Annotated in this window: 12 protein-coding genes; 11 read left to right on the forward strand and 1 reads right to left on the reverse strand. The window is 44.1% G+C overall.

Annotation, left to right across the window (positions count from 1 at the left end; all coding sequences use genetic code 11):
- Nucleotides 1-3,845: DNA-directed RNA polymerase subunit beta' (rpoC, locus tag B2575_RS09950; protein WP_296241730.1), on the forward strand; the 3,845-nt coding region annotated here is incomplete at its 5' end.
- 167 nt (nt 3,846-4,012) lie between these two features.
- Nucleotides 4,013-4,534, forward strand: a complete 522-nt coding sequence (locus B2575_RS09955; protein ID WP_045443911.1) for a DUF6586 family protein — start codon at nt 4,013-4,015, stop codon at nt 4,532-4,534.
- A 185-nt stretch (nt 4,535-4,719) separates the two neighbouring features.
- Here the strand turns inward: B2575_RS09955 and B2575_RS09960 are convergent, their stop codons facing one another.
- Nucleotides 4,720-7,368, reverse strand: a complete 2,649-nt coding sequence (locus B2575_RS09960) for a penicillin-binding protein 1A (protein ID WP_296241733.1) — start codon at nt 7,366-7,368, stop codon at nt 4,720-4,722.
- A gap of 193 nt (nt 7,369-7,561) precedes the next feature.
- Between B2575_RS09960 and B2575_RS09965 the strand changes: the two genes are divergently transcribed.
- The 9 genes from B2575_RS09965 (at nt 7,562) to gltB (ending at nt 21,441) form a co-directional block, all read left to right on the forward strand.
- Nucleotides 7,562-8,617 (forward strand): pilus assembly protein PilM, encoded by a 1,056-nt coding sequence (locus B2575_RS09965; RefSeq protein ID WP_296241735.1) that lies wholly within the window; start codon nt 7,562-7,564, stop codon nt 8,615-8,617.
- On the forward strand, nt 8,617-9,279 hold the full coding sequence (locus B2575_RS09970) for a PilN domain-containing protein (RefSeq protein ID WP_296241737.1): 663 nt from the start codon (nt 8,617-8,619) through the stop codon (nt 9,277-9,279). Before B2575_RS09965 ends, B2575_RS09970 begins: the two co-directional genes overlap by 1 nt.
- On the forward strand, nt 9,276-10,010 hold the full coding sequence (locus tag B2575_RS09975) for a type 4a pilus biogenesis protein PilO (protein ID WP_045453405.1): 735 nt from the start codon (nt 9,276-9,278) through the stop codon (nt 10,008-10,010). Before B2575_RS09970 ends, B2575_RS09975 begins: the two co-directional genes overlap by 4 nt.
- Nucleotides 10,010-10,543, forward strand: a complete 534-nt coding sequence (locus B2575_RS09980) for a pilus assembly protein PilP (RefSeq protein WP_045453409.1) — start codon at nt 10,010-10,012, stop codon at nt 10,541-10,543. The genes B2575_RS09975 and B2575_RS09980 overlap by 1 nt, the downstream gene beginning before the upstream one ends.
- A gap of 27 nt (nt 10,544-10,570) precedes the next feature.
- On the forward strand, nt 10,571-12,910 hold the full coding sequence (pilQ, locus tag B2575_RS09985) for a type IV pilus secretin PilQ (RefSeq protein ID WP_296241740.1): 2,340 nt from the start codon (nt 10,571-10,573) through the stop codon (nt 12,908-12,910).
- 164 nt (nt 12,911-13,074) lie between these two features.
- A complete protein-coding gene (gene aroK / locus B2575_RS09990) occupies nt 13,075-13,635 on the forward strand; it encodes a shikimate kinase AroK (protein WP_045453412.1) in 561 nt (186 codons plus the stop codon).
- A 118-nt stretch (nt 13,636-13,753) separates the two neighbouring features.
- Complete coding sequence (gene aroB, locus B2575_RS09995) at nt 13,754-14,863, forward strand: 3-dehydroquinate synthase (protein WP_296241757.1); 1,110 nt, start codon at nt 13,754-13,756, stop codon at nt 14,861-14,863.
- Nucleotides 14,864-14,992: 129 nt separating this feature from the next.
- Nucleotides 14,993-16,066 carry a hypothetical protein gene (locus B2575_RS10000; protein ID WP_296241758.1) on the forward strand — a complete coding sequence of 358 codons (1,074 nt, stop codon included), beginning with the start codon at nt 14,993-14,995 and terminating at the stop codon, nt 16,064-16,066.
- Nucleotides 16,067-16,977: 911 nt separating this feature from the next.
- A complete protein-coding gene (gene gltB, locus B2575_RS10005; RefSeq protein ID WP_296241761.1) occupies nt 16,978-21,441 on the forward strand; it encodes a glutamate synthase large subunit in 4,464 nt (1,487 codons plus the stop codon).
- Nucleotides 21,442-21,514 lie beyond the last annotated feature (73 nt).

A 21,514-nucleotide genomic window follows, 5' to 3' on the forward strand; every position in this document is an offset into this window, starting at 1 on the left:
TAGACATGACGCTACGTGATATCGAGCGCGTTCTGTATTTTGAAAGCTATATTGTTACTGAGCCAGGTTTGACTTCTCTAGAGAAGTATCAACTGCTCGATGATGAAGACTATTATAAAGCCCTTGAAGAATTTGGCGATGAGTTCACTGCCAAAATGGGTGCTGAAGCGGTTCAAGACCTATTGAAAGATATCGATTTAGATCTTGAAATCGATGATTTGCGCGAAGCGATTCCGCAAACTGGTTCTGAAACCAAGCTTAAAAAGATGTCTAAGCGTCTTAAATTATTAGAAGCCTTCCGTGATTCTAATAACAAGCCTGAGTGGATGGTGATGAACATCTTGCCAGTACTACCACCAGATTTGCGTCCGCTAGTACCACTCGAAGGTGGTCGTTTTGCGACGTCAGATCTAAACGATCTATATCGCCGTGTGATCAACCGTAATAACCGTCTAAAGCGTCTGCTTGAGCTGAGCGCCCCTGATATCATCGTACGTAACGAAAAGCGTATGTTGCAAGAATCAGTGGATGCCTTGCTGGATAATGGTCGTCGCGGTCGTGCGATCACTGGTAGTAACAAGCGTCCATTGAAGTCTTTGGCAGATATGATCAAAGGTAAGCAAGGTCGTTTCCGTCAAAACTTACTTGGTAAGCGTGTTGACTATTCTGGTCGTTCGGTGATCGTTGTTGGTCCAACGCTACGTCTACATCAGTGCGGTTTACCAAAGAAAATGGCACTTGAATTATTCAAACCATTTACTTATAACAAATTATTGTCTCATGGTTTAGCGACCACGATTAAAGCTGCCAAAAAGATGGTAGAGCGTGAAGAGCCGCAAGTGTGGGATATGCTGGCCATGGTTATCCGTGAGCATCCAGTGCTTCTTAACCGTGCACCAACGCTTCACCGTTTGGGCTTGCAAGCATTTGAGCCAGTACTAATCGAAGGTAAAGCAATCCAATTGCATCCGCTCGTTTGTACCGCGTTTAACGCCGATTTTGATGGTGACCAAATGGCCGTTCACGTGCCATTGACGCTAGAAGCACAGCTTGAATCACGTGCGCTAATGATGTCTACCAATAACATCTTGTCGCCTGCGAACGGTGATCCAATCATCGTACCGTCACAGGATGTTGTACTGGGTCTATATTACATCAGTCGCTCGTCTATCAATGCCAAAGGCGAGGGCATGATTTTTGCCACCGTTAATGAAGCATTGCGTGCGATTGGTTCAAACGATTTGCATGTAAACGCTAAGATCAAAGTGCGTGTCACCGAGACGCATATCGATGAAGACGGCAATGAGACTAAAGAAATCAGCTTAAAAGAAACGGTTGCAGGTCGTTTATTGATCTGGAACATCATGCCTAAAGGTATGTCTTTTGATGAATGTAACCAAGAGATGACGAAGAAAAACATCTCTCGTTTGATCAACTCTTGCTACCGTAAAGTTGGCGTTAAAGAAAGTGTCATGTTTGCTGACCAATTGATGTATCTTGGTTTTGCCCAAGCGACATTGTCTGGTGTGTCTATCGGTATTGATGACATGGTTATTCCACCACTGAAAAAGCAAATCATCGAAGTGGCAGAAGGCGAAGTTCGCGAAATCGAAGATCAATTCGAGCAAGGTTTTGTGACCGCTGGTGAGCGCTATAACAAAGTAGTCGATATCTGGTCACGTACCAATGACAAAGTCGCTAAAGCGATGATGGACAATTTGGCCACTGATAAAATCATGAATGCCAAAGGTGAAGAAGAAGAGCAGAAGTCATTCAACTCTATCTTTATCATGTCAGACTCTGGTGCTCGTGGTAGTGCGGCTCAGATTCGTCAGTTGGCTGGTATGCGTGGTTTGATGGCTAAGCCAGATGGTTCAATTATTGAAACGCCAATTAAAGCAAACTTCCGTGAAGGCTTGACCGTACTTCAGTACTTTATTTCAACGCATGGTGCACGTAAAGGTCTTGCGGATACGGCACTGAAAACGGCTAACTCAGGTTACTTGACGCGTCGTTTGGTTGATGTGGCACAAGATTTGGTTATTACCAGTGATGACTGTGGTACTGAGCAAGGCTTGCTCATGAAACCACATATTCAAGGTGGTGAAATCATTGAGAAGTTAGGTGAGCTAGTACTAGGTCGTGTTACGGCTCGTGATGTGACTTATAACGATGATGCCGATAAGGTATTGATTCCAGCAGGTACTTTGATCGACGAGCATTGGGTAAACGTGCTTGATAACAATGCGATTGATGATATCTGGGTACGCTCAGTTATTACTTGTAATGTCGAGCATGGTGTTTGTTCACAGTGTTACGGTCGTGATTTGGCTCGTGGTCATAAAGTGAATATCGGCGAGTCAGTCGGTGTTATGGCTGCACAGTCTATCGGTGAGCCGGGTACTCAGTTAACGATGCGTACATTCCACGTGGGCGGGGCAGCAAGCTCAGCATCAGTGGATAACAGCATCTCAGTTCGTAGTGCTGGTCAAGCGCATTTCGAAAACATGAAAACGGTTCAACATACCGATGGTCACTTAGTCATCGTATCGCGTTCAGCTGAAATCGCCTTGACCGATGAGCTTGGTCGTGAGCGTGAACGTTATAAAGTGCCTTATGGTTCTAGCGTGCTTGTGAAACACGAAGATCAGGTTGATGCTGGTCAAACCATTGCTAAATGGGATCCGCACACGCATCCTATTATCACAGAATTTGCTGGTACTGCACGCTTCAGTGAGATTACTGATGGCTTAACTGCTACCGTAAAAGTTGATGATGCGACGGGTATGAGCTCATTTGAGATTCTTGCTACTCGTGACCGTTCAAGTTCAGCAAAAGACTTACGTCCTGCGATTATCTTGAACACTGACGAAGGCAAAGAAGTGGTTTACTTCTTACCAGCTGAAACCATCATTCGCGTCAGCGATGGTGAAAAAGTAGCAGCCGGTTCGATTTTAGGTCGTGTACCACAAGCTTCTTCAGGTACTAAAGATATTACCGGTGGTCTACCGCGTGTTGCTGACTTGTTCGAAGCACGTCGTCCAAAAGATCATGCCATCATGGCAGAAATGACAGGTGTGGTTAGCTTTGGTAAAGAGACTAAAGGTAAAAACCGCTTCATCATCACCAATGAAGATGGTGAGATTCATGAAGAGCTAATCCCGAAATGGCGTCAAATCAACGTCTTTGAAAACGAAACGGTAGCACGTGGTGAAGTGATCGCTGATGGTCCACAGAACCCGCATGATATCTTACGTTTGAAAGGTCAGACTGCGCTTGCTGATTACATCGTTAACGAAGTACAGGATGTTTATCGCTTGCAGGGTGTAAAAATCAACGATAAGCATATCGAAGTGATTATTCGTCAGATGTTGCGCAAAGTTGAGATTACCGATGGTGGCGATTCAAACCACTTTAAAGGCGATCAAGCAGAGTACTCTGATATCAAAGCATTGAATGCGAAGCTGGAAGCGGAAGATAAATTCCCAGTACAGTTCGAGCGTCAATTACTAGGTATCACCAAAGCAAGTCTGGCAACAGAAAGCTTTATCTCAGCAGCATCGTTCCAGGAGACGACCCGTGTACTAACTGCGGCTGCCGTGACTGGTAAAGTGGATGAACTACGTGGTCTGAAAGAGAACGTCGTTGTTGGTCGCTTGATTCCTGCTGGTACTGGTCTTGCTTATCATAAAGCACGCAAAGAGAAAGCGGAGCAAAAACTGCTAGATAAAGATCTTAAAGCAGGGTTTGACAATGCAGCATTTGATATGTCAGAGAGCACGGATAGTAAAGACTTTGCAAGCTTTGATGAAGCCTTTGCACAAGAGCTTAATCAGGATAATTAATAGTATTAAGCGTCTTTGATTTATTGTCAATTTGATAAAAAGCCAGCCTAAGTTGCTGGCTTTTTTGTGTGTGCAATAAAGTGAGAAATGCATGGTACTGTTATCTAAAAAAATAGTACACTGGAAAATATGCCCTAATTTACACTTCATATAAGGATAAGTCGCAAATGGCAGGTAAAACCCGCGTTGCCAAATATCAAGCAGATCGAACCAATCAAAAACTGTATTTCTGTCGTCTATCCTGCCAAGCGGCGGGAAGTACCGATGATAAGCAGCTATACCAAGCCCATTGTGAAACTGCTATTTTTCATCTATACGGTGCCTTTCTCGCATTTACCCAAGAGCTAGGTTATTTTTATAGTTTAAACATGAGCGCACCAACATTGTCAGATATTGAGCAAGCATTGAGCGAGCGTACCCAAGTATCGCCTGAGATTCAGCGATTACAGCAGTTACAGCAGCAGGGTTTTTTGGCCAATATAGAGCGTGCGTATCAGCGTTGTTTGTACGCCGTACCGCCAGATACTATTGTAGATCAAACACCAAGCAATACTGCCTCACCTGATCTTATTGTTAACGTTGTGACCTTGTCGAATCAATGGCTGCCAGATGAGACGACCATACGAGAATGGCGTCAGCAGTTTTTAGAGCTGATTGAGCAACTACGTGCTGGTATGGTTGAGTTCTAAAAATAGTTATTAAAATTTTATCTCATTTTTATCACCATTTTTAAAATGAAGACATGTCCTAGTTGACTGATGACTGTCCTTTAATAGAGTGGTATTGAGCAAAGTATTGAGTATAAAAAAGGCTTATTTAGCGAGTGCCAAATAAGCCTTTTTTTGTGTCATAAGTTTATATTATTAATGGTTGTCTACTCTGGTATCGGTGGCATGCGCTCAACGGGTGTTACCGATAGAGGGTTTTGCGGCACGCTATCATTACTACGACTGTTACTAGGTTTGGCTGCTTGAGAGCTAGTTTGTGCTTCAACAGGCTCAGCTGGTGGTGATTTACGCTGTTGAGCCTGCGTCTTAACTGGTTTTTCTGATTCGCTGCTATCCGTATCTTCATCATCGCCCAGAATACCATCATCAGTCATTTCTATAATTTTTTGCGTTTGTTTTTTCGATTTGGCGCGGTTATTGATAGACACCCACTGATGAGGTGTGTCTTTAAGTTGGGCTTTCATAAAATCCATCCAAACGGGTAGGGCTGCCACACCACCATATTCGCGACGACCCATGGTTGATGGTTGATCAAAACCCATCCACACGACCGTTGCATTGGTAGGATGAAAACCTGCAAACCAAGCGTCTTTTGCTTCATTGGTGGTACCGGTCTTGCCACCAATATCATCACGACCTAAAGCCTTGGCTCGTACTGCCGTACCACGCTGTACGACGTCACGTAAGATATCTGCCATCTCAAAAGCGACTCTGGGTTGTAAGATTCGAGGTGCTTGCTTAGCCAGTGCATATTGAACCGCTGGCGCTTTTAAGCGATCGGCCTGTGGACTAGCATCATAAACCTTGAAATTTAGCGCTTTACCGTTTTGTTCACTATTATCACTGTTTTCTAAGTTTTGTTCTTTAACCATCACTTCATCAGCGATAGCACTGTCTTCATTTTCAATTGATTTCTTATAATCTTCGAGGAGATTTCTATTGAGGTCTTCAAGTTTTTCATTGAAGCAGGTGGCACACGCTTGGCGTGGGTTTGCCTGAAAGAGGAGGTTATTATTATAATTATAAATTTGTTCGATAAAATACGGCTGTACACGGTGACCGCCATTCGCGAACGTGGCATAGGCTGTTGCCATTTGTAACGGTGTTGCTTGTCCTGCACCTAACGCTAACGACAAAGTCGTCGGTAGCTTTTCTTTATCAAGTCCGAATTCATCTAATAGGTCGCGCGTATCAGAGATACCAATGGCTTGTAAGAGACGAATAGAGACTAAGTTACGAGATAAATACAGTCCACGGCGTAAAGTGATTTCGCCTAAAAAACGTTGATCAGAATTTTTCGGTTTCCAGTCACCCACTTGAATCGGTCGATCCGAAACAATGCTATCTGGGCGATAGCCTTTTTCTAGAGCAGCGGTATAGACAAGTGGTTTAATGGTTGAGCCTGGTTGACGCCAGCCTTGTAGAGCACGATTGAATTTACTGTGATTAAAGTCAAAGCCACCGACCAATGCCTTAACAGCGCCAGTTTCTGGATTCAAGGAGACCAGACTTCCTTGTAGTTTGGGAATTTGTCCCAACTGCCAATTACCATTCGCGGTCGGTATCAAACGAATGATATCGTTTTTATTGACAATTTGGCGGGCGTTGTCAGGAAAGTAACCGATACGATTGGCAGAAATATACTTGCGTGCCCAGCTCATCCCAGACCAACCAACGGTCACATTTTCACCAGAGGGCATTGTCGCCTCAAAACTGCGAGCATTAACCTTGGTGACTTTGGCGGGAGTCATATTACTATAGCGGCGGAAATTTTCTAGCGGTTCATCATTTGCTTCAGCCCCGCGCCAACCATGACGATGTTCGTAAGCCACCAAACCGGTCAGTACCGCCGCTTCCGCATCTGTCTGTGCTTTGCTATCAACCGTAAGGCGTACCCGCCATCCACTATGCATCACTTGCTCACCATAGCGATTGACCAATGTAGAGCGTGTCATTTCTGCCAAATACGGCATATTGACGTCGAGCTTCTCTTTATAGAGGTTAATGCCTACTGGTGAGCTGATCGCTTCGTCGCGTTGTGCTTTGCTGATATAGCCTAACTCGTGCATGCGTCCAATGATCCAGTTGCGGCGAGTCAGCGCGCGACTGGGATTGGCAACAGGATTGTATTTAGAAGGGGCTTTGGGCAGACCTGCCAACATTGCTGTTTCAGCAATAGTGAGGTTTTCTAAGGATTTACTATAGTACTTCTTGGCCGCGGCGCGGATACCATAAGCGCCTTCGCCTAGATAGATTTTGTTGACATAAAGCGTCAAGATATCATTTTTACTGAGCTCATCTTCTATTTTACGTGCTAAAAATAGCTCGACCAATTTGCGATTTAAGGTGCGCTCTGGACTTAAGAAGTAGTTTTTGGCAACCTGCATAGTAATGGTAGAGCCGCCCGTTTGGCTGTCGTCGTCAGTCACTACTTCTGTCACCGCGCGACCAAGACCTTTAATACTAATACCGCTGTGCTGAAAAAAGGATGCATCTTCTGCTGCTAAAAAAGCATGAGTCAAATTTTCAGGAATATCTTCAAAAGTAACGGGTAAAGATAAACGGTTACCATATTGACCAATGAGTTTGTCATCACTACTATATATCTGTAATGGCATCTCTAAATTTGCTGTTTTAATCTCTTGAATGCTAGGTAGGGTAGGCGATAAATACATTGCCATCCCATAAAAACCAATGGGCACAGCAAGTGCTAAGATAACTGCCAATGCCAAGCAGGCAATAACAAGCCCCACCAAAAAGTGAATGAGACGGGCGGTAGCATTTTTTTTGGTCATAAGAAGACTTATCAATTAAAATTTGCAACAGATAAAACATTATACCTTGAACAAAATCAGCAGGTCATAATAAATGTGTAAGTTGACCTTAATAACCTGTTTAAATGCTTGAATCTATCTGTTAAGTAAAGTATTGTACTGAATTATTACAAATAACTATCAGATTGTACACTTAATATAAGGTATAGAGTTTGTGAGGCTATTTACTTCCAAAAGTCAGAATTTAATTGGTGTGGATATCTGTGCCACTTCAGTAAAGTTGGTTGACATACAGCGCCAACAGGGCATGTTTCATCTAAAATCTTATGGTATTGAAAGACTGCCAGAAGGTATAGTCGTCGATAAACTTCTTGTAGATACTGAAGCGGTTGGTCATATTATTGCTAACTTAGCTAAACGTTGTCATGTCGCTGGTAGTAGTGCTGCAACTGCCGTGTCAGGATCAGCAGTAATCACTAAAATTATTGATATGGATGCTGCGCTAAGCGACGTTGAGCGTGAAGCGCAGATACGTTTAGATGCTGATCAATACATACCTTATCCATTAGAAGACGTCAACTTAGACTTTGAAGTTTTAGGGCCATCTTTAGCAAGTAATGATATGGTGCAAGTCTTACTTGCCGCATCACGCTCGGAGAATGTTGACCAAAGAGTTGATGCCTTAACCTTTGGTGGTCTTCAAACGAAGGTCATGGATATTGAATCACATGCGATAGAACGTGCTTTTGGACTCATGGTAAATAACTTACCAAATGCTCCTGAGTTAGTGGCTCTGATAGATATTGGTCACAATCAAACGACTTTATATATCGCTAAAAACGGTGAGTTTATCTATAGCCGTGAACAACTATTTGGTGGTGTTCAGTTAACAGAAGCGATACAAAACCGTTATGGACTATCTGCTGAAGAAGCGACTGTCAGTAAGCGTGAGCGTACCTTACCAGATGACTACTATCTTGATGTGCTGACGCCTTTTATCGAAAATGCTATTCAACAAATTACTCGCTCATTGCAATTTTATTTTTCTTCAAGCCAATACAGTAGTATCGATCATGTGGTCCTTGCTGGTGGTAGTAGCTCTATTTCTGGTCTTGCTGGCATGGCACAGCAAAAACTTGGGGTGACTGTCAGTATTGCCAACCCTTTTACCAATATGACTATTGCACCAAATATCGATAATGAGCAACTGGCCATTGATGCACCAAGTTTAATGGCTGCATGCGGTCTTGCGTTAAGGAGCTTCGACTAATGGCTCGTATTAACCTATTACCTTGGCGCCAAGAAGAGCGCGAGCGTCGCAATAAAGAATTTCTCACGTTAGTAGTGGCAGTGACTTTACTCACTTTATTGGCTGCATTTGCTTCATGGAGCTACTTTAACAACGAGCTTGATGAACAACTTGATGCCAATGCCTTGATTGAAAAAGAAAATGTGCTTTTAGATACGGCTTTGACTGAAATTGATAGTCTGGAGCAGCGCCGTGAGGATATCATTTCACGTATGCAAGTCATTCAAGACTTGCAGGGTCGACGTCCTGTGCCTGTTCGTTTATGGGATGATCTTGCTAAAGCCATCCCTCCGGCACTCTATTTGAATAACCTCAAACGTGAAGGCGATGTTTTGACGCTGACAGGTCGAGCTGATAATCCTAATATTGTATCAAGTTTGATTCGTAATCTTGATGATAGTAAATGGATGGGTGATTCAGCCGTTAGTAATATCCAACAAAATATCAGTGCTTACGAATCTGCACCAGTGCTTAATAATACGGTCACCGCTGGTGAACAGCCGCGTCCTATTTATCCTGAAGACAGTTATGTAGAGTTTGTGATCACGACCAAAGTACAGTCGGAAACAGCCGTTCCTGTAGAAGGTGCTGACGGTACCACTGTACCTGGAGGTGAGTTATGAAGCTTAACCGTAAAAAAAGCCTGATTAAAACCAAAAAAACAGCCTTGAAACCAAAGCAACAGTTTGATTTACAGGAGTTTCGCCGCAGTTTTGAGTCGTTAGACTCTGAAAACTACGGCAGCTGGCCATTACCTGTAAAGGTAACGGTAATAGGGCTTATTATTACGCTCATCGCAGCGTTGGCGTGGGCTTTACCGATTAGTAGTAAAATCGATGAGATCAATGCTGCTGAGAGCCAGCAACAAACGTTACTTGATAGCTATCGTGAAAAAGAATCACGCGCGCGTCATTTAAAAGCTTACCAAGAGCAAGTTGTCCAAATGGAAGCTGAGTTCAATACCTTACTCGATCAGCTACCAAAAGATACTCGTGTATCAGAGCTGGTAGAAGGCATTAACATGACGGGTGTCGGCAGCAATATACGTTTTCAAGACATTTCAGTAGAGCCTGAGATTGAAAACGAATTTTTTATTGAGCAACCTATCCGCATTGCTGCTTTGGGCGAATATCATCAGTTTGGTAGCTTTATTAGTGGTCTTGCCGCCTTACCACGAATCATTACTATGCATGATTTTGAGGTCAGCAATCCGCAGCCGACATTGGATGTTTTACCAGAGCTTAATTTGGTATTACAAACCAAAACCTATCGTTCAAAAGAAGCTGACCCTGAGGGTGATGAAACGGTTGCTGTCACTGACGCTGCAACCACTGATAATGCAGGAGGCAACTAATGAATATTCAAAAACTGCCTACGCTATTGGTTTTAAGCATGGCTGTATTGTCCATAACAGGGTGTGCGGATCGCATTGGTATGGCAGAGCAATCAATGACCGATATCCGTAATCAGCCAGCTCAACCTATTGAACCACCGCCCAAAGCTGAGCTAGTAGAAGACTTTGTTTATAGTGCCAGCGCCCAGCGCAGTCCATTCTTACCACCGAGTTTAGTCAATGTCCAAGGTCCTACCACTTCCATCGATGGTGTGCGTCCTGACATTACCAGAGTGAAAGAACCTCTTGAGCAATATGAGCTATCGCAACTTATTTTTCGTGGTGTCGTAATTTCACCTGAAGGTCAGCGATATGCGTTGGTACAACGCCCTGATGGTTCAGTCGCGAGTGTTAAAGTAGGTGATTATCTTGGACTAAATGACGGCCGTATTGTTGAAATCACGCCGACCCAGATTAACTTGATTGAAATTGTGCCAGACAGCCGCGCTGGGTTTGTTGAAAAACCCCAGTCGTTGGTTTCACCCATAAGCTAAGTCGGCAGATTTTTTGAGGAATAAATAATGACAGTACGCAATAACAAGGTAACGATGATGAGCAACCGCGTATCTTCTGCTTTTGCCATTTCAGCATTGGCAATCAGCATGGTAGCAGTGAGTAATAGTGCCCATGCCGCACAGCGCATTAACGAAGTTTCTGTGGTACAAACTGCACCAGCAGTAACGCAAATGCGTTTGGGATTTGACGGTTTACCAGTGTTACCTGCCGCCTATCAGCTTGATAACCCTAGCCGTTTGGTACTAGATTTTGAAAAAGTGCAGAATGGACTTGCTAGTCGCTTTAATGAATACAATATTGGTATGATTGATAAGGTCACGACGTTGAATAGTGACAGTACTACGCGCCTGATTGTTGAGCTAAAACAGGCAGGTAACTATACGACATCGATTGAGGGTAACGATTTACTATTAACCATTACCGATCCTAATCGTCCAGTAATGACCAATGATCCTATCCAAGACGTACTCAATGACAATAATGCGATCACGACGACAGCAGTCGTTACACCGATTGTAGAAACCAGTAGTGCACCGGCAGTCAATATAGCCAGTAAAACGGTGGTTAAAAATCAAGTGCCTGCTGATACCATGGTGGTCAGAGTTAACCCATTATTAAGCCCACAACTTGCTGCATCGCAAGTGAGTAAGCAATATAGCTATGAGGGTTTGAGTGCCGTCAATTTTGCCGCAGGAAATGATGGTGGTGGCAACGTTAGCATCGCACTTACCAATGAAGCCATTCCCGTTGATGTACAACGTCAAGGCAACAAGTTAGTGGTACGCTTAACGGGTAGCACCGTGCCAAGAAATTTATTGCGCCGTTTGAATATTAAGAGTGGTCTGGTTGATAGTATTGATACTAAAAACCAAGGTCAAAATGGTGTAATTACTATTAATGTCAAAGAAGATTATGAGTATCAGGCTTATCAATCAGGCAATCAGCTGAATATTAATATCAGAAAACCTGAGCTACTACGTGAGCCAACACTTGAAGAAAAAGTCTATAGTGGTGAAGCGCTATCTATGGAGTTTCAAGACGTTGAAATTCGCAGTGTCTTAGATATCCTAGCGCAGTTCACAGAAATGAATATTGTGGCTAGTGATTCAGTCGCGGGCAATATCACCTTACGCTTGATTAATGTCCCATGGGATCAAGCGCTAGATATTATTCTAAAGAGTAAAAATCTTGGTAAGCGTGAAAATGGCAATGTCATTTTGGTTGCGCCTTCCACCGAGCTTGCTGAGCAGGAAGCACGTGAGCTTGAAGCACAGCAAGCAGTTGAGTCTTTTGCGCCATTACGCACAGAATATATTCGTCTTAGCTATGCAAAAGCGCCAGATGTTTTGACACTTATTTCTCAAGGCAGTGGCTCATCAGGTGGCAGCAATGCAAATGCTGCTGATAACAATACCTTATTGTCTAATCGTGGAACGGTAACGGTAGATGAACGTACCAATACTTTAATTATTAAAGATGTGGCTGACAGTATCGAAAATATCCATAAATTGATTGGTAAAATTGATATTCCAGTCCGTCAGGTCATGATTGAAGCGCGTATTGTGAGTGCCACTGATAGCTTTAGTAAAGAGATTGGGGTTCGTTGGGGTATCTTGTCAAATGGTGCCGCCAACAACCGTAATTTATTGGTCGGTGGTAGTAATCAAACGCTATGGGATTTAAAAGACTTCGATGTAGAAACGACGACGGTAAATGGTCAAACAGTTTCTTATCCTTCATACGATATTACTCGTCCTGATAACTTAAACGTCGATTTAGGGGTTGCCAACCCTGCTGGTAGTATTGCCTTTGGCTTGCTTAGCATGTCAGATGTGATGCTTGATCTTGAATTGTCAGCACTGCAAGCGGATAATCGCGGTGAAGTGATTTCTACGCCGAAGATTCTGACAGCAGACAAGCAAACGGCGAAAGTCTCTTCAGGGACGCAGATTCCTTATCAAGAAGCGTCTGCCAGTGGAGCAACTACCACTAGCTTTAAAGAAGCAGCATTGAGTTTAGAGGCCACACCAAATATCACCCCAGATGGTAAAATCGGCTTGCAATTGTTAATCACTAACGGTACGCCGACCATTATTAACAATCAGGTTGCTATTGCTGAAGACTCTATTTCGACCAATGTTATTGTTGAAGATGGTCAAACGGTTGTGTTGGGTGGTGTCTTTAAGAATCGTACCAGCAATGGTGTCGATAAAGTACCTTTCTTAGGAGATCTGCCTTATATTGGTCGCGCTTTCCGTAAAGACGTGCGTAGTAATTCTAAAGAAGAGTTACTGATATTTATCACGCCAAAATTAATCAATGATGGTATTAGCCGCATAGATTAATCATTTATTGATTGGTTTTCGCTCAAAAGAAGCAAGCATCAACGCTTGCTTTTTTTATGGGAAAATTTTCATATTGATTGAATTTTACTAACAATAATCAACGCTCATTACTAGCCAGAATATCAATGACGTTGTATCATAGCTAATTTAGCTGAGTAAGTATTATGGTGGAGGAATTGCCGTCGGTGTTTTTAGTAGGGCCGATGGGAGCAGGGAAGACAACCATCGGTAAATTGCTGGCTAAGCAGTTGGGGCGCACCTTTGTAGACAGTGATTGGTACATTGAATCGCAGACAGGGGCTGACATTGCTTGGATATTCGCTAAAGAAGGCGAGGCGGGCTTCCGTGAGCGTGAAACGCGCGCCATCGATGAGTTGACTCAAAAAGACCAAATCGTCTTAGCGACCGGTGGTGGCGCTGTGATGTGTGCTGAAAACAGAGCGTTTTTGCATCAGCGCGGTATCGTGGTTTATTTGAATGCGCCAGTTGATGTGCAAATGGCTCGCACGGCTAAAGACAAATCACGACCACTGTTACAGCAGCCAAATCCTAGAAAAATCTTGCAAGATTTATATAGCACTCGTGATCCCTTATATCGCCAAGTCGCTCATATTATTATGCCAACTGGTCATACTTATCCCCGTCATATGGTCAATCAGCTTTTACAGCAACTAGAGTCATTTACTGACTCGACTGCTATAGCACCAGAAGATAAAGAAAATTAACCATAATGATAAACTTTATCAAGGCGTGTCCTCATTTAAAAATGGCGATAAAAATCAGGACGCGCCCTAGTTAAGCTCAGCTACTTTTATCTCATTCAAAATGCTTAGGGAGTGTTTAATGGCAACGCCACTGTTTCATGACGGTTTAACGGTTCATACGCAAAGCCATGACTATCCAATCGTCATTACTGAGAAAACAGCGATAGATCACAACAGTATGGCAAAGCTGATCACACCTTATATTTGTGGTCGCCAAGTATTGATTGTCACTAATGATACTGTTGCGCCTTTATACCTAAGCGCTTTAGAGAAAGAGTTAACAGAGCAGTTCACTGTGCGTGTTTGCGTATTGCCAGATGGTGAGCAATATAAGCATCAGACCAGTATCAATCAAATTTACGATGTATTGATGGCCGAGCATTTTAATCGTGACGTTACGCTTATTGCTTTAGGTGGTGGCGTTATTGGCGATATGACAGGCTTTGCTGCAGCAAGCTTTATGCGTGGTGTGAATTTTATCCAGATTCCAACCACGCTACTGTCACAAGTGGATTCGAGCGTTGGTGGTAAGACGGGCATCAATCATCCTCAAGGCAAAAACATGATTGGCGCTTTTTGGCAGCCGCAAATGGTCCTTGCTGATATGAGTACGCTCAAGACTTTGCCAGCGCGCGAGTTGTCAGCTGGGTTGGCTGAGGTCATTAAATACGCGCTCATTATGGATGTCACGTTCTTAGATTGGCTGGAAGTCAATCTGCCGGCGATGATGGATTTGGATTTAGCGGTACTTGGTGATGCCGTAAAACGCTGCTGTCAGTATAAAGCCGATATCGTCGCGCAAGATGAAAGAGAGTCAGGCGTGCGAGCATTGTTAAATTTCGGTCATACTTTTGGTCATGTCATTGAAACACATGAAGGCTATGGTAATTGGCTACACGGTGAGGCAGTCGCTGCTGGCATGGTACAAGCCGCAGAGTTATCACAGAGAATGGGTTGGTTAACGGCTGAGGACGTTGCTCGTATTAAGCGTATTTTAACCTTAGCAAATTTGCCCATCACCCCGCCACGCATTGATACACAAACGGCGCTAAGCTTGATGGGACATGATAAAAAAGTGAAACACGGACAAATCCGCCTGATTTTGTTAAAATCACTAGGTCAGGCCGTATTGACCAATGATTTCAATGAAGATCTTTTGCACGAGGTATTGTCACAACACCGCGTATAATGTCTTAACGCTTTAGTGCTCACGAATACTCACTGAACTCAAGGGTTTAAAGCAGACTGGCTCGCCGCCATTCTACTTACTGCGCATCTCTTGAATGCGGTCAACTTTATTTTCACCAAGGATACTCCCATGGCAGCTTCAAGATCGACGCCGCGTACCGCTAGCCAGTCATATCGCCGTCAAGCGTTGATTTGGCTGATAATGACCTTGCTTTTGGGTGTGGTTACGGCTCTGATTTGGATGTTTAGTCAAACGCCAGCGATGGGTGCCAAAATTGAAAATGCCCCCATATCAGCACCGCAACCATTGAGTGCTGAGCTTGAGCAGCCCTTGAAAATAGAGTCGTTACACGAGCTTGATACCGACGTGCAGCCCATTAGTTTTGATACGACGGTGCGTGATTTGCGCAATTATCCTGCTGAGTTTAAAGACAAACGTTATTTGTTGGCGAATAAAGGTAAGTGGACAGTGCAGGTGATGAATGTCGCCGAAAACGATGTGATTGTTAGTTATCTAGAAGGCCGCGCAGACCGTAATAAATTTGCTTATTTCCGTTATCTTGACGATGAAAATCAAGTTCGCTATATGTTAACTTATGGGCTCATGAGTAGTCCACAAGAAGCGGTTGGCGCGGCAAAACTGATAGACTTTAAGTTGCCAGCCAATGTGCGTGTGTTGCCAGAAGAGATCAATCGTTATGTCGGTATCATCGATAATTATGAACGCCCTGATCCGGTTAAAGATTTGAGCACCAGACGGACACGTTCTGTTGATCTAAAACCGACTAAGCGCGAAGTGCCAGTGCGCCAGCCACTGCCAGAAACGGATTATGGGGACAATGCTGGTCGTAGCAGTCAAGAAACTGCCAGTAACGGCGACAATGAAAGTATCCGTCAGTCAGCAGATACCTCTGATACTTTATCGGTCACTGAAGAGCGTATTGTTGGCAATGAAGAGGAAGTATCATCTGTTACCACGCCTAAAAATGAAGGTAGTGGAACTAAGTCTGAATCAGAGAATAAAAAACCAGCGGCATCAGGCACTGAAAATACCACTAAAAAACCCCCAGTAGTTGCAACACCAAAGCCGCCAAGTAGTACCAGTAGCACAAATTCTGGCGCAAACGCTACTAGCAAGAATACCAATCCTCCTAAGAGCAATAACGACAGCATAAAAACACTGATAGAAGACAAAAGTAATTAGAGTGTGTTTGTCCTTTGAACATATCGTTCATAGCTATGATAACCTCGTTACCACTATGATTGACAAACCCCCACTGACAAGCTGGTTAGTGGGTTTTTTTATGGGGCATCATAAAGCATATAATTAGTGCTAAAAATACATTTCCAAAAGAAGTTGATCTTAATTAAGTATCTCAACTAAGCCTTGTCACAGATACTATGTATCAAAATTTGCATAGAACATTTAATCATCCTATAACCAATAGTAATAAGTTCTCTTACAAAATATGGTGGGTGAATCGATAGAAAAGACTAGATTTTTTGTCCGTCATTAACTAATATAACTGTGGGCGACGTTCTGTATAGTTATCGTAAAAATTGTTTTTTAACAATGAATTGGTAAACTTCTATCATTTAAAAGATACGTTACTAAAATTTTTTGTCTCAAGCGTTGTCACTTGCTATCTATAATTAAGCTATCGCAAGTGGCGCAACCTCTCTTATTATTGCTCTCTTTAGAGTGAATGAAGCGCTTGATTACAGAGCGTCAGATATTCAAAATTAGTCAAATGCACGGTTATTACATGCGTAGTCAATCAGTCTGGATTGCTAGGCATGGTGTGATAACAAGTGACACTCAAGATAGCGACATTGCGTTATTGACGATTAGGTAACGGGTATACAGGGCTGTATGTCATTGCCAAGGGCGACCGTTTACTATCTTTTAATATGTTAATGATCTATTGAAACATCATTCAATGACTGGGAGTGCCAGAGCTTTCACCTTAGTCCCAAAGTATGATGTCTATGAGCGTCACATCATTTATTAATTCGGATATACGAATATTAATTATTAGCCCGTTCTGCTTACGGTCTTCAGTTTATGATCTGCATTGGATGCATAAATTGCCCGTTCACCTAAAAGGACTAGCCATGTCAATGATTTCCTCGCAAACCCACCTGGCCACGCCAGATGACTTTTCTGATAACTGTGGTTTTGGTTTGATCGCTCATATTGAGGGACAAGCCAGCCATGATTTGGTAAAAACTGCTATTCATAGTCTAAGCTGTATGACCCATCGCGGCGGTGTTGCTGCTGATGGTAGAACGGGTGATGGTTGTGGTCTACTACTGGCGATGCCTGTTGAGTTTTTTAGAGGTATTGCTGCTGAGCAAGGGTTCGCGATTACTGACAACTTTGCCGTTGGTATGATCTTTGTCAATTTAGATGAGACAAAAGCTTGTGATAGCCAGCAAGTGCTTAGCGATGAGATTGTCGCCCAAGGATTAGAGGTTGCTGGCTGGCGTGATGTGCCGCTTGATTTGAGCATCGTCGGTGACATTGGCCGTGAGACTTTACCTGATTTTAAGCAAGTGTTTGTCAACGCACCCGATGATTTGGCAGCGGATGACTTTAACCGTAAACTGTTTGTCGCACGCAAAAAAGCAGAGCAGCGCTTAGCTAATGATGAGCTGTTTTATGTGTGCTCATTAAGCTGTCAGACGATTATCTATAAAGGTTTGGTGATGCCATCAGACTTGCCAGCATTTTTCTTGGATTTGCAAGATGCGCGTTTGGCATCGCATATCGTGGTATTTCATCAGCGTTTCTCCACCAATACCTTGCCGCGTTGGCCCTTGGCGCAGCCGTTTCGTTATCTTGCCCACAATGGCGAGTTGAATACCATCACAGGCAATCGCAACTGGTCTGAGGCACGGACGCCAAAACTAAAATCAGACAAATTGCCCAATTTGAATGAATTGACGCCACTGGTGAACAGTACGGGCTCTGACTCATCAAGCTTAGATAATATGCTTGAAGTCCTCATGTCAGGTGGTATGAATCTATTCCATGCGATGTCGATTCTCGTGCCACCTGCTTGGCAGAATGTCGATAGCATGGATATGGATTTGCGCGCCTTTTATGAGTTTTATTCGCAGCACATGGAAGCGTGGGATGGTCCAGCAGGTTTGGTGATTCAAGATGGACGCTATGCGGTCTGTATGCTTGATCGTAACGGTCTGCGCCCATCGCGCTGGGTAACGACCAAGAACGGCTATATCACCGTTGCCTCTGAAGTTGGTGTGTGGGATTACTCGCCAAAAGATGTATTGGCAAAAGGACGCGTTGGCCCTGGTCAAATGCTCGTTATTGATACTTTAACGGGTCAAATTTTAGATACTAAAGCGATTGCGACGTTACTGAAAAAAGCCCATCCGTACCGTAAATGGCTGCGTGAAGAAGCAACCCGTATCCGTGATGATGAGCGTTTAGAAGAAGAATTAGCAGCGCAAACATGCCGTGGTAATGAGCTAAAAACACTGCAAAAAATGTATCACATCACCAATGAAGAGCGTACTGAAATTATCCGCCCCAACGCCGAAAATGGTCAAGAGCCTGTCGGTTCAATGGGTGATGATACGCCCATGGCAGTGTTGTCGCAGCAAATCCGCCATGTCGGTGACTTTTTCCGCCAGCAGTTCGCACAGGTGACCAATCCACCGATTGATCCATTGCGTGAATCTATCGTGATGTCATTGCAGACCTGCCTCGGTGCTGAGACCAATGTGTTTGCGCCATCAGCGCGAGATGCACACCGTATTATCTTATCGTCGCCTGTACTGTCAGCCAGCAAGATGCAGCAGCTTGAGACCTTGGGTGATCCAGCCTTTAAAATGGCGCGTATTGATTTAAACTATGATCGCACCCTTGAGTTATCAGAAGCCATCATGGCTATCTGCGAGCAAGTGGCTAACAGCATCCGAGCTGGTCACACTTTGATTGTGTTGTCTGATAAACACATCGATGCCGATAAAGTACCAGCCAACGCCATCATGGTGACTGGTGCGGTGCATCATTATTTGATTGGTCAAGGTATTCGTACTGATGCTAATTTAATCATTGAGACTGGTCTGGCACGTGATTCGCATCAAGTGGCAGTATTGATTGGTTTTGGTGCGACCTGCGTTTATCCTTACTTGGCTTATGATGTTATTGATGACTTGGTAGCGACTGGCGAGCTGCTTGGCGATCCGATTCAAGCGCGGGTTAATTTCCGTAAAGGCTTGGATAAAGGCTTGCTAAAAATCTTATCAAAAATGGGCATCTCGACCATTGTCTCTTATCGCGGCGCGCAGTTATTTGAAGCAGTGGGTCTCTCTGAAGAGGTGGTGAGCCTGTGTTTTAAAGGCGTACAGAGTCGTATTAAAGGTGCGACCTTTGCTGACTTAGCTGCCGATCAAGCGCAGCTAGCGGCGAATGCTTTCAAGCGCCGCGCGCCACTCGATCAAGGTGGCTTACTGAAGTTTGTTTTCAATAAAGAATATCATGCCTTTAACCCAGACGTGATTAATAGCCTGCATACAGCTGTACGCACGGGTGATTACGACAATTATCGTAATTATGCTGATTTGGTCAATAGCCGTCCTGTGGCGACCTTGCGTGATTTATTGCAATTAAAAACAGATAACTCTATCGATGTGAATGACGTAGAGGATATCTCATCCATTCTGACGCGCTTTGACTCGGCGGGCATGTCGTTAGGGGCATTGTCACCCGAAGCCCATGAAGCGATTGCCATGGCGATGAATACCATCGGTGGACGTTCAAACTCTGGTGAGGGCGGCGAAGATCCAGTACGTTATGGCACGCTGCGTAACTCGAAAATTAAGCAAATTGCCTCGGGTCGTTTTGGCGTGACGCCTGCGTATTTGCGTTCAGCCGAAGTGATGCAAATCAAAGTTGCACAGGGTGCCAAGCCAGGTGAGGGGGGTCAGCTGCCGGGTGGTAAGGTCAATGCTCTGATTGCGCGCTTACGTTATTCTGTACCGGGTGTGACGTTGATTTCACCACCGCCGCATCATGATATCTATTCTATCGAAGATTTGGCGCAGCTGATTTTTGATTTAAAGCAAGTCAATCCAGATGCGCTAGTATCGGTCAAGTTAGTCTCACGACCAGGCGTTGGTACTATCGCGACTGGCGTGGCAAAAGCCTATGCCGATTTAATCACTATCTCAGGCTATGATGGTGGCACAGCAGCCTCTCCGCTATCGTCTATCCATCATGCAGGCTCACCATGGGAGTTAGGACTGGCTGAGACCCACCAATCACTACGAGTAAATGGCTTGCGTCATAAAGTTCGTATTCAAACTGATGGTGGTCTAAAGACAGGACTTGATGTGGTAAAAGCCGCCATCCTTGGGGCAGAAAGCTTTGGCTTTGGTACCACGCCGATGATTGCCGTTGGTTGTAAATACCTACGCATTTGCCATCTGAATAATTGTCCGACTGGGGTTGCGACGCAAAAAGCCAAGCTACGTGATGAGCATTTCATTGGCGAAGCAGAGATGCTCATTAACTTCTTTAAATTTGTAGCAACTGAAACGCGCGAATGGCTTGCCGCCCTTGGTGTGCGTAGTATGGAAGAGTTGGTCGGACGGACTGACTTGCTGGAAGTCTTAGAAGGCAACACGGATAAGCAGCGTCATTTAGATTTAACGCCATTATTATTTAGCCATCCGGCCAGTAGTGGTAAAGCCCAAACCTGTCAGGTTGAGCGTAATGAGCCATTTGATAAAGGCTTACTCGCTGAACAGATGATTAGTGATATGCTGCTCAATATTCGTCAAGGTAATGGCGGCGATTATAGCTATTATGTCGGTAACTGTGATCGCTCTATCGGCGCGCGTATCTCTGGTGAAATTGCGCAAGTATGGGGCAACCTTGGCATGAGTGATATGCCAATTAAACTGCATCTGACTGGTACTGCTGGGCAAAGTTTAGGCGTCTGGAATGCAGGTGGTCTAAATATTGAGCTAGAAGGCGATGCCAATGATTATGTTGGCAAAGGCATGGCTGGCGGTGAGATTGTTATTTATCCACCAAAAGACTCAAGCTTTACGGCGCAAGAGACCGCCATCATTGGTAATACTTGCTTATATGGCGCAACGGGCGGCAAACTATATGCAGCTGGTACTGCTGGCGAACGCTTTGGGGTGCGTAACTCTGGCGCGCACGCAGTCATCGAAGGCACAGGCGATCATTGCTGTGAATATATGACAGGCGGTATTGTCACTATTCTTGGGCGTACGGGTCTCAACTTTGGGGCAGGTATGACAGGTGGCTTCGCTTATGTGCTTGATATGGAAGGTGATTTCTTTGACCGTTGTAACCATGAGCTGATCGATCTTAACCGTATCTCAAGTGAGCAAACCGAAGAGCATCGTATCCATTTGCAGCAAGTGATTGAAGCGCATGTTAATAAAACAGGCAGCGCGTGGGGTCAGACGATATTGGCTGACTTTGAGCACTATGTTCGTAAGTTTTATTTGGTGAAGCCTAAAGCGGCAAACATTGCGAGCCTTCTCAAAACCACCATGGCTGACCCACAATAGCTTTGCTTGGATTATCCAATGTTCCGCTTTTAAAAGCCTTTTAACTCAAAGGTTTTCAGCAGGTAAGTGACGG

This window comes from Psychrobacter sp. UBA6739 (genome assembly GCF_002453835.1).
Lineage (GTDB): Bacteria > Pseudomonadota > Gammaproteobacteria > Pseudomonadales > Moraxellaceae > Psychrobacter > Psychrobacter immobilis_A.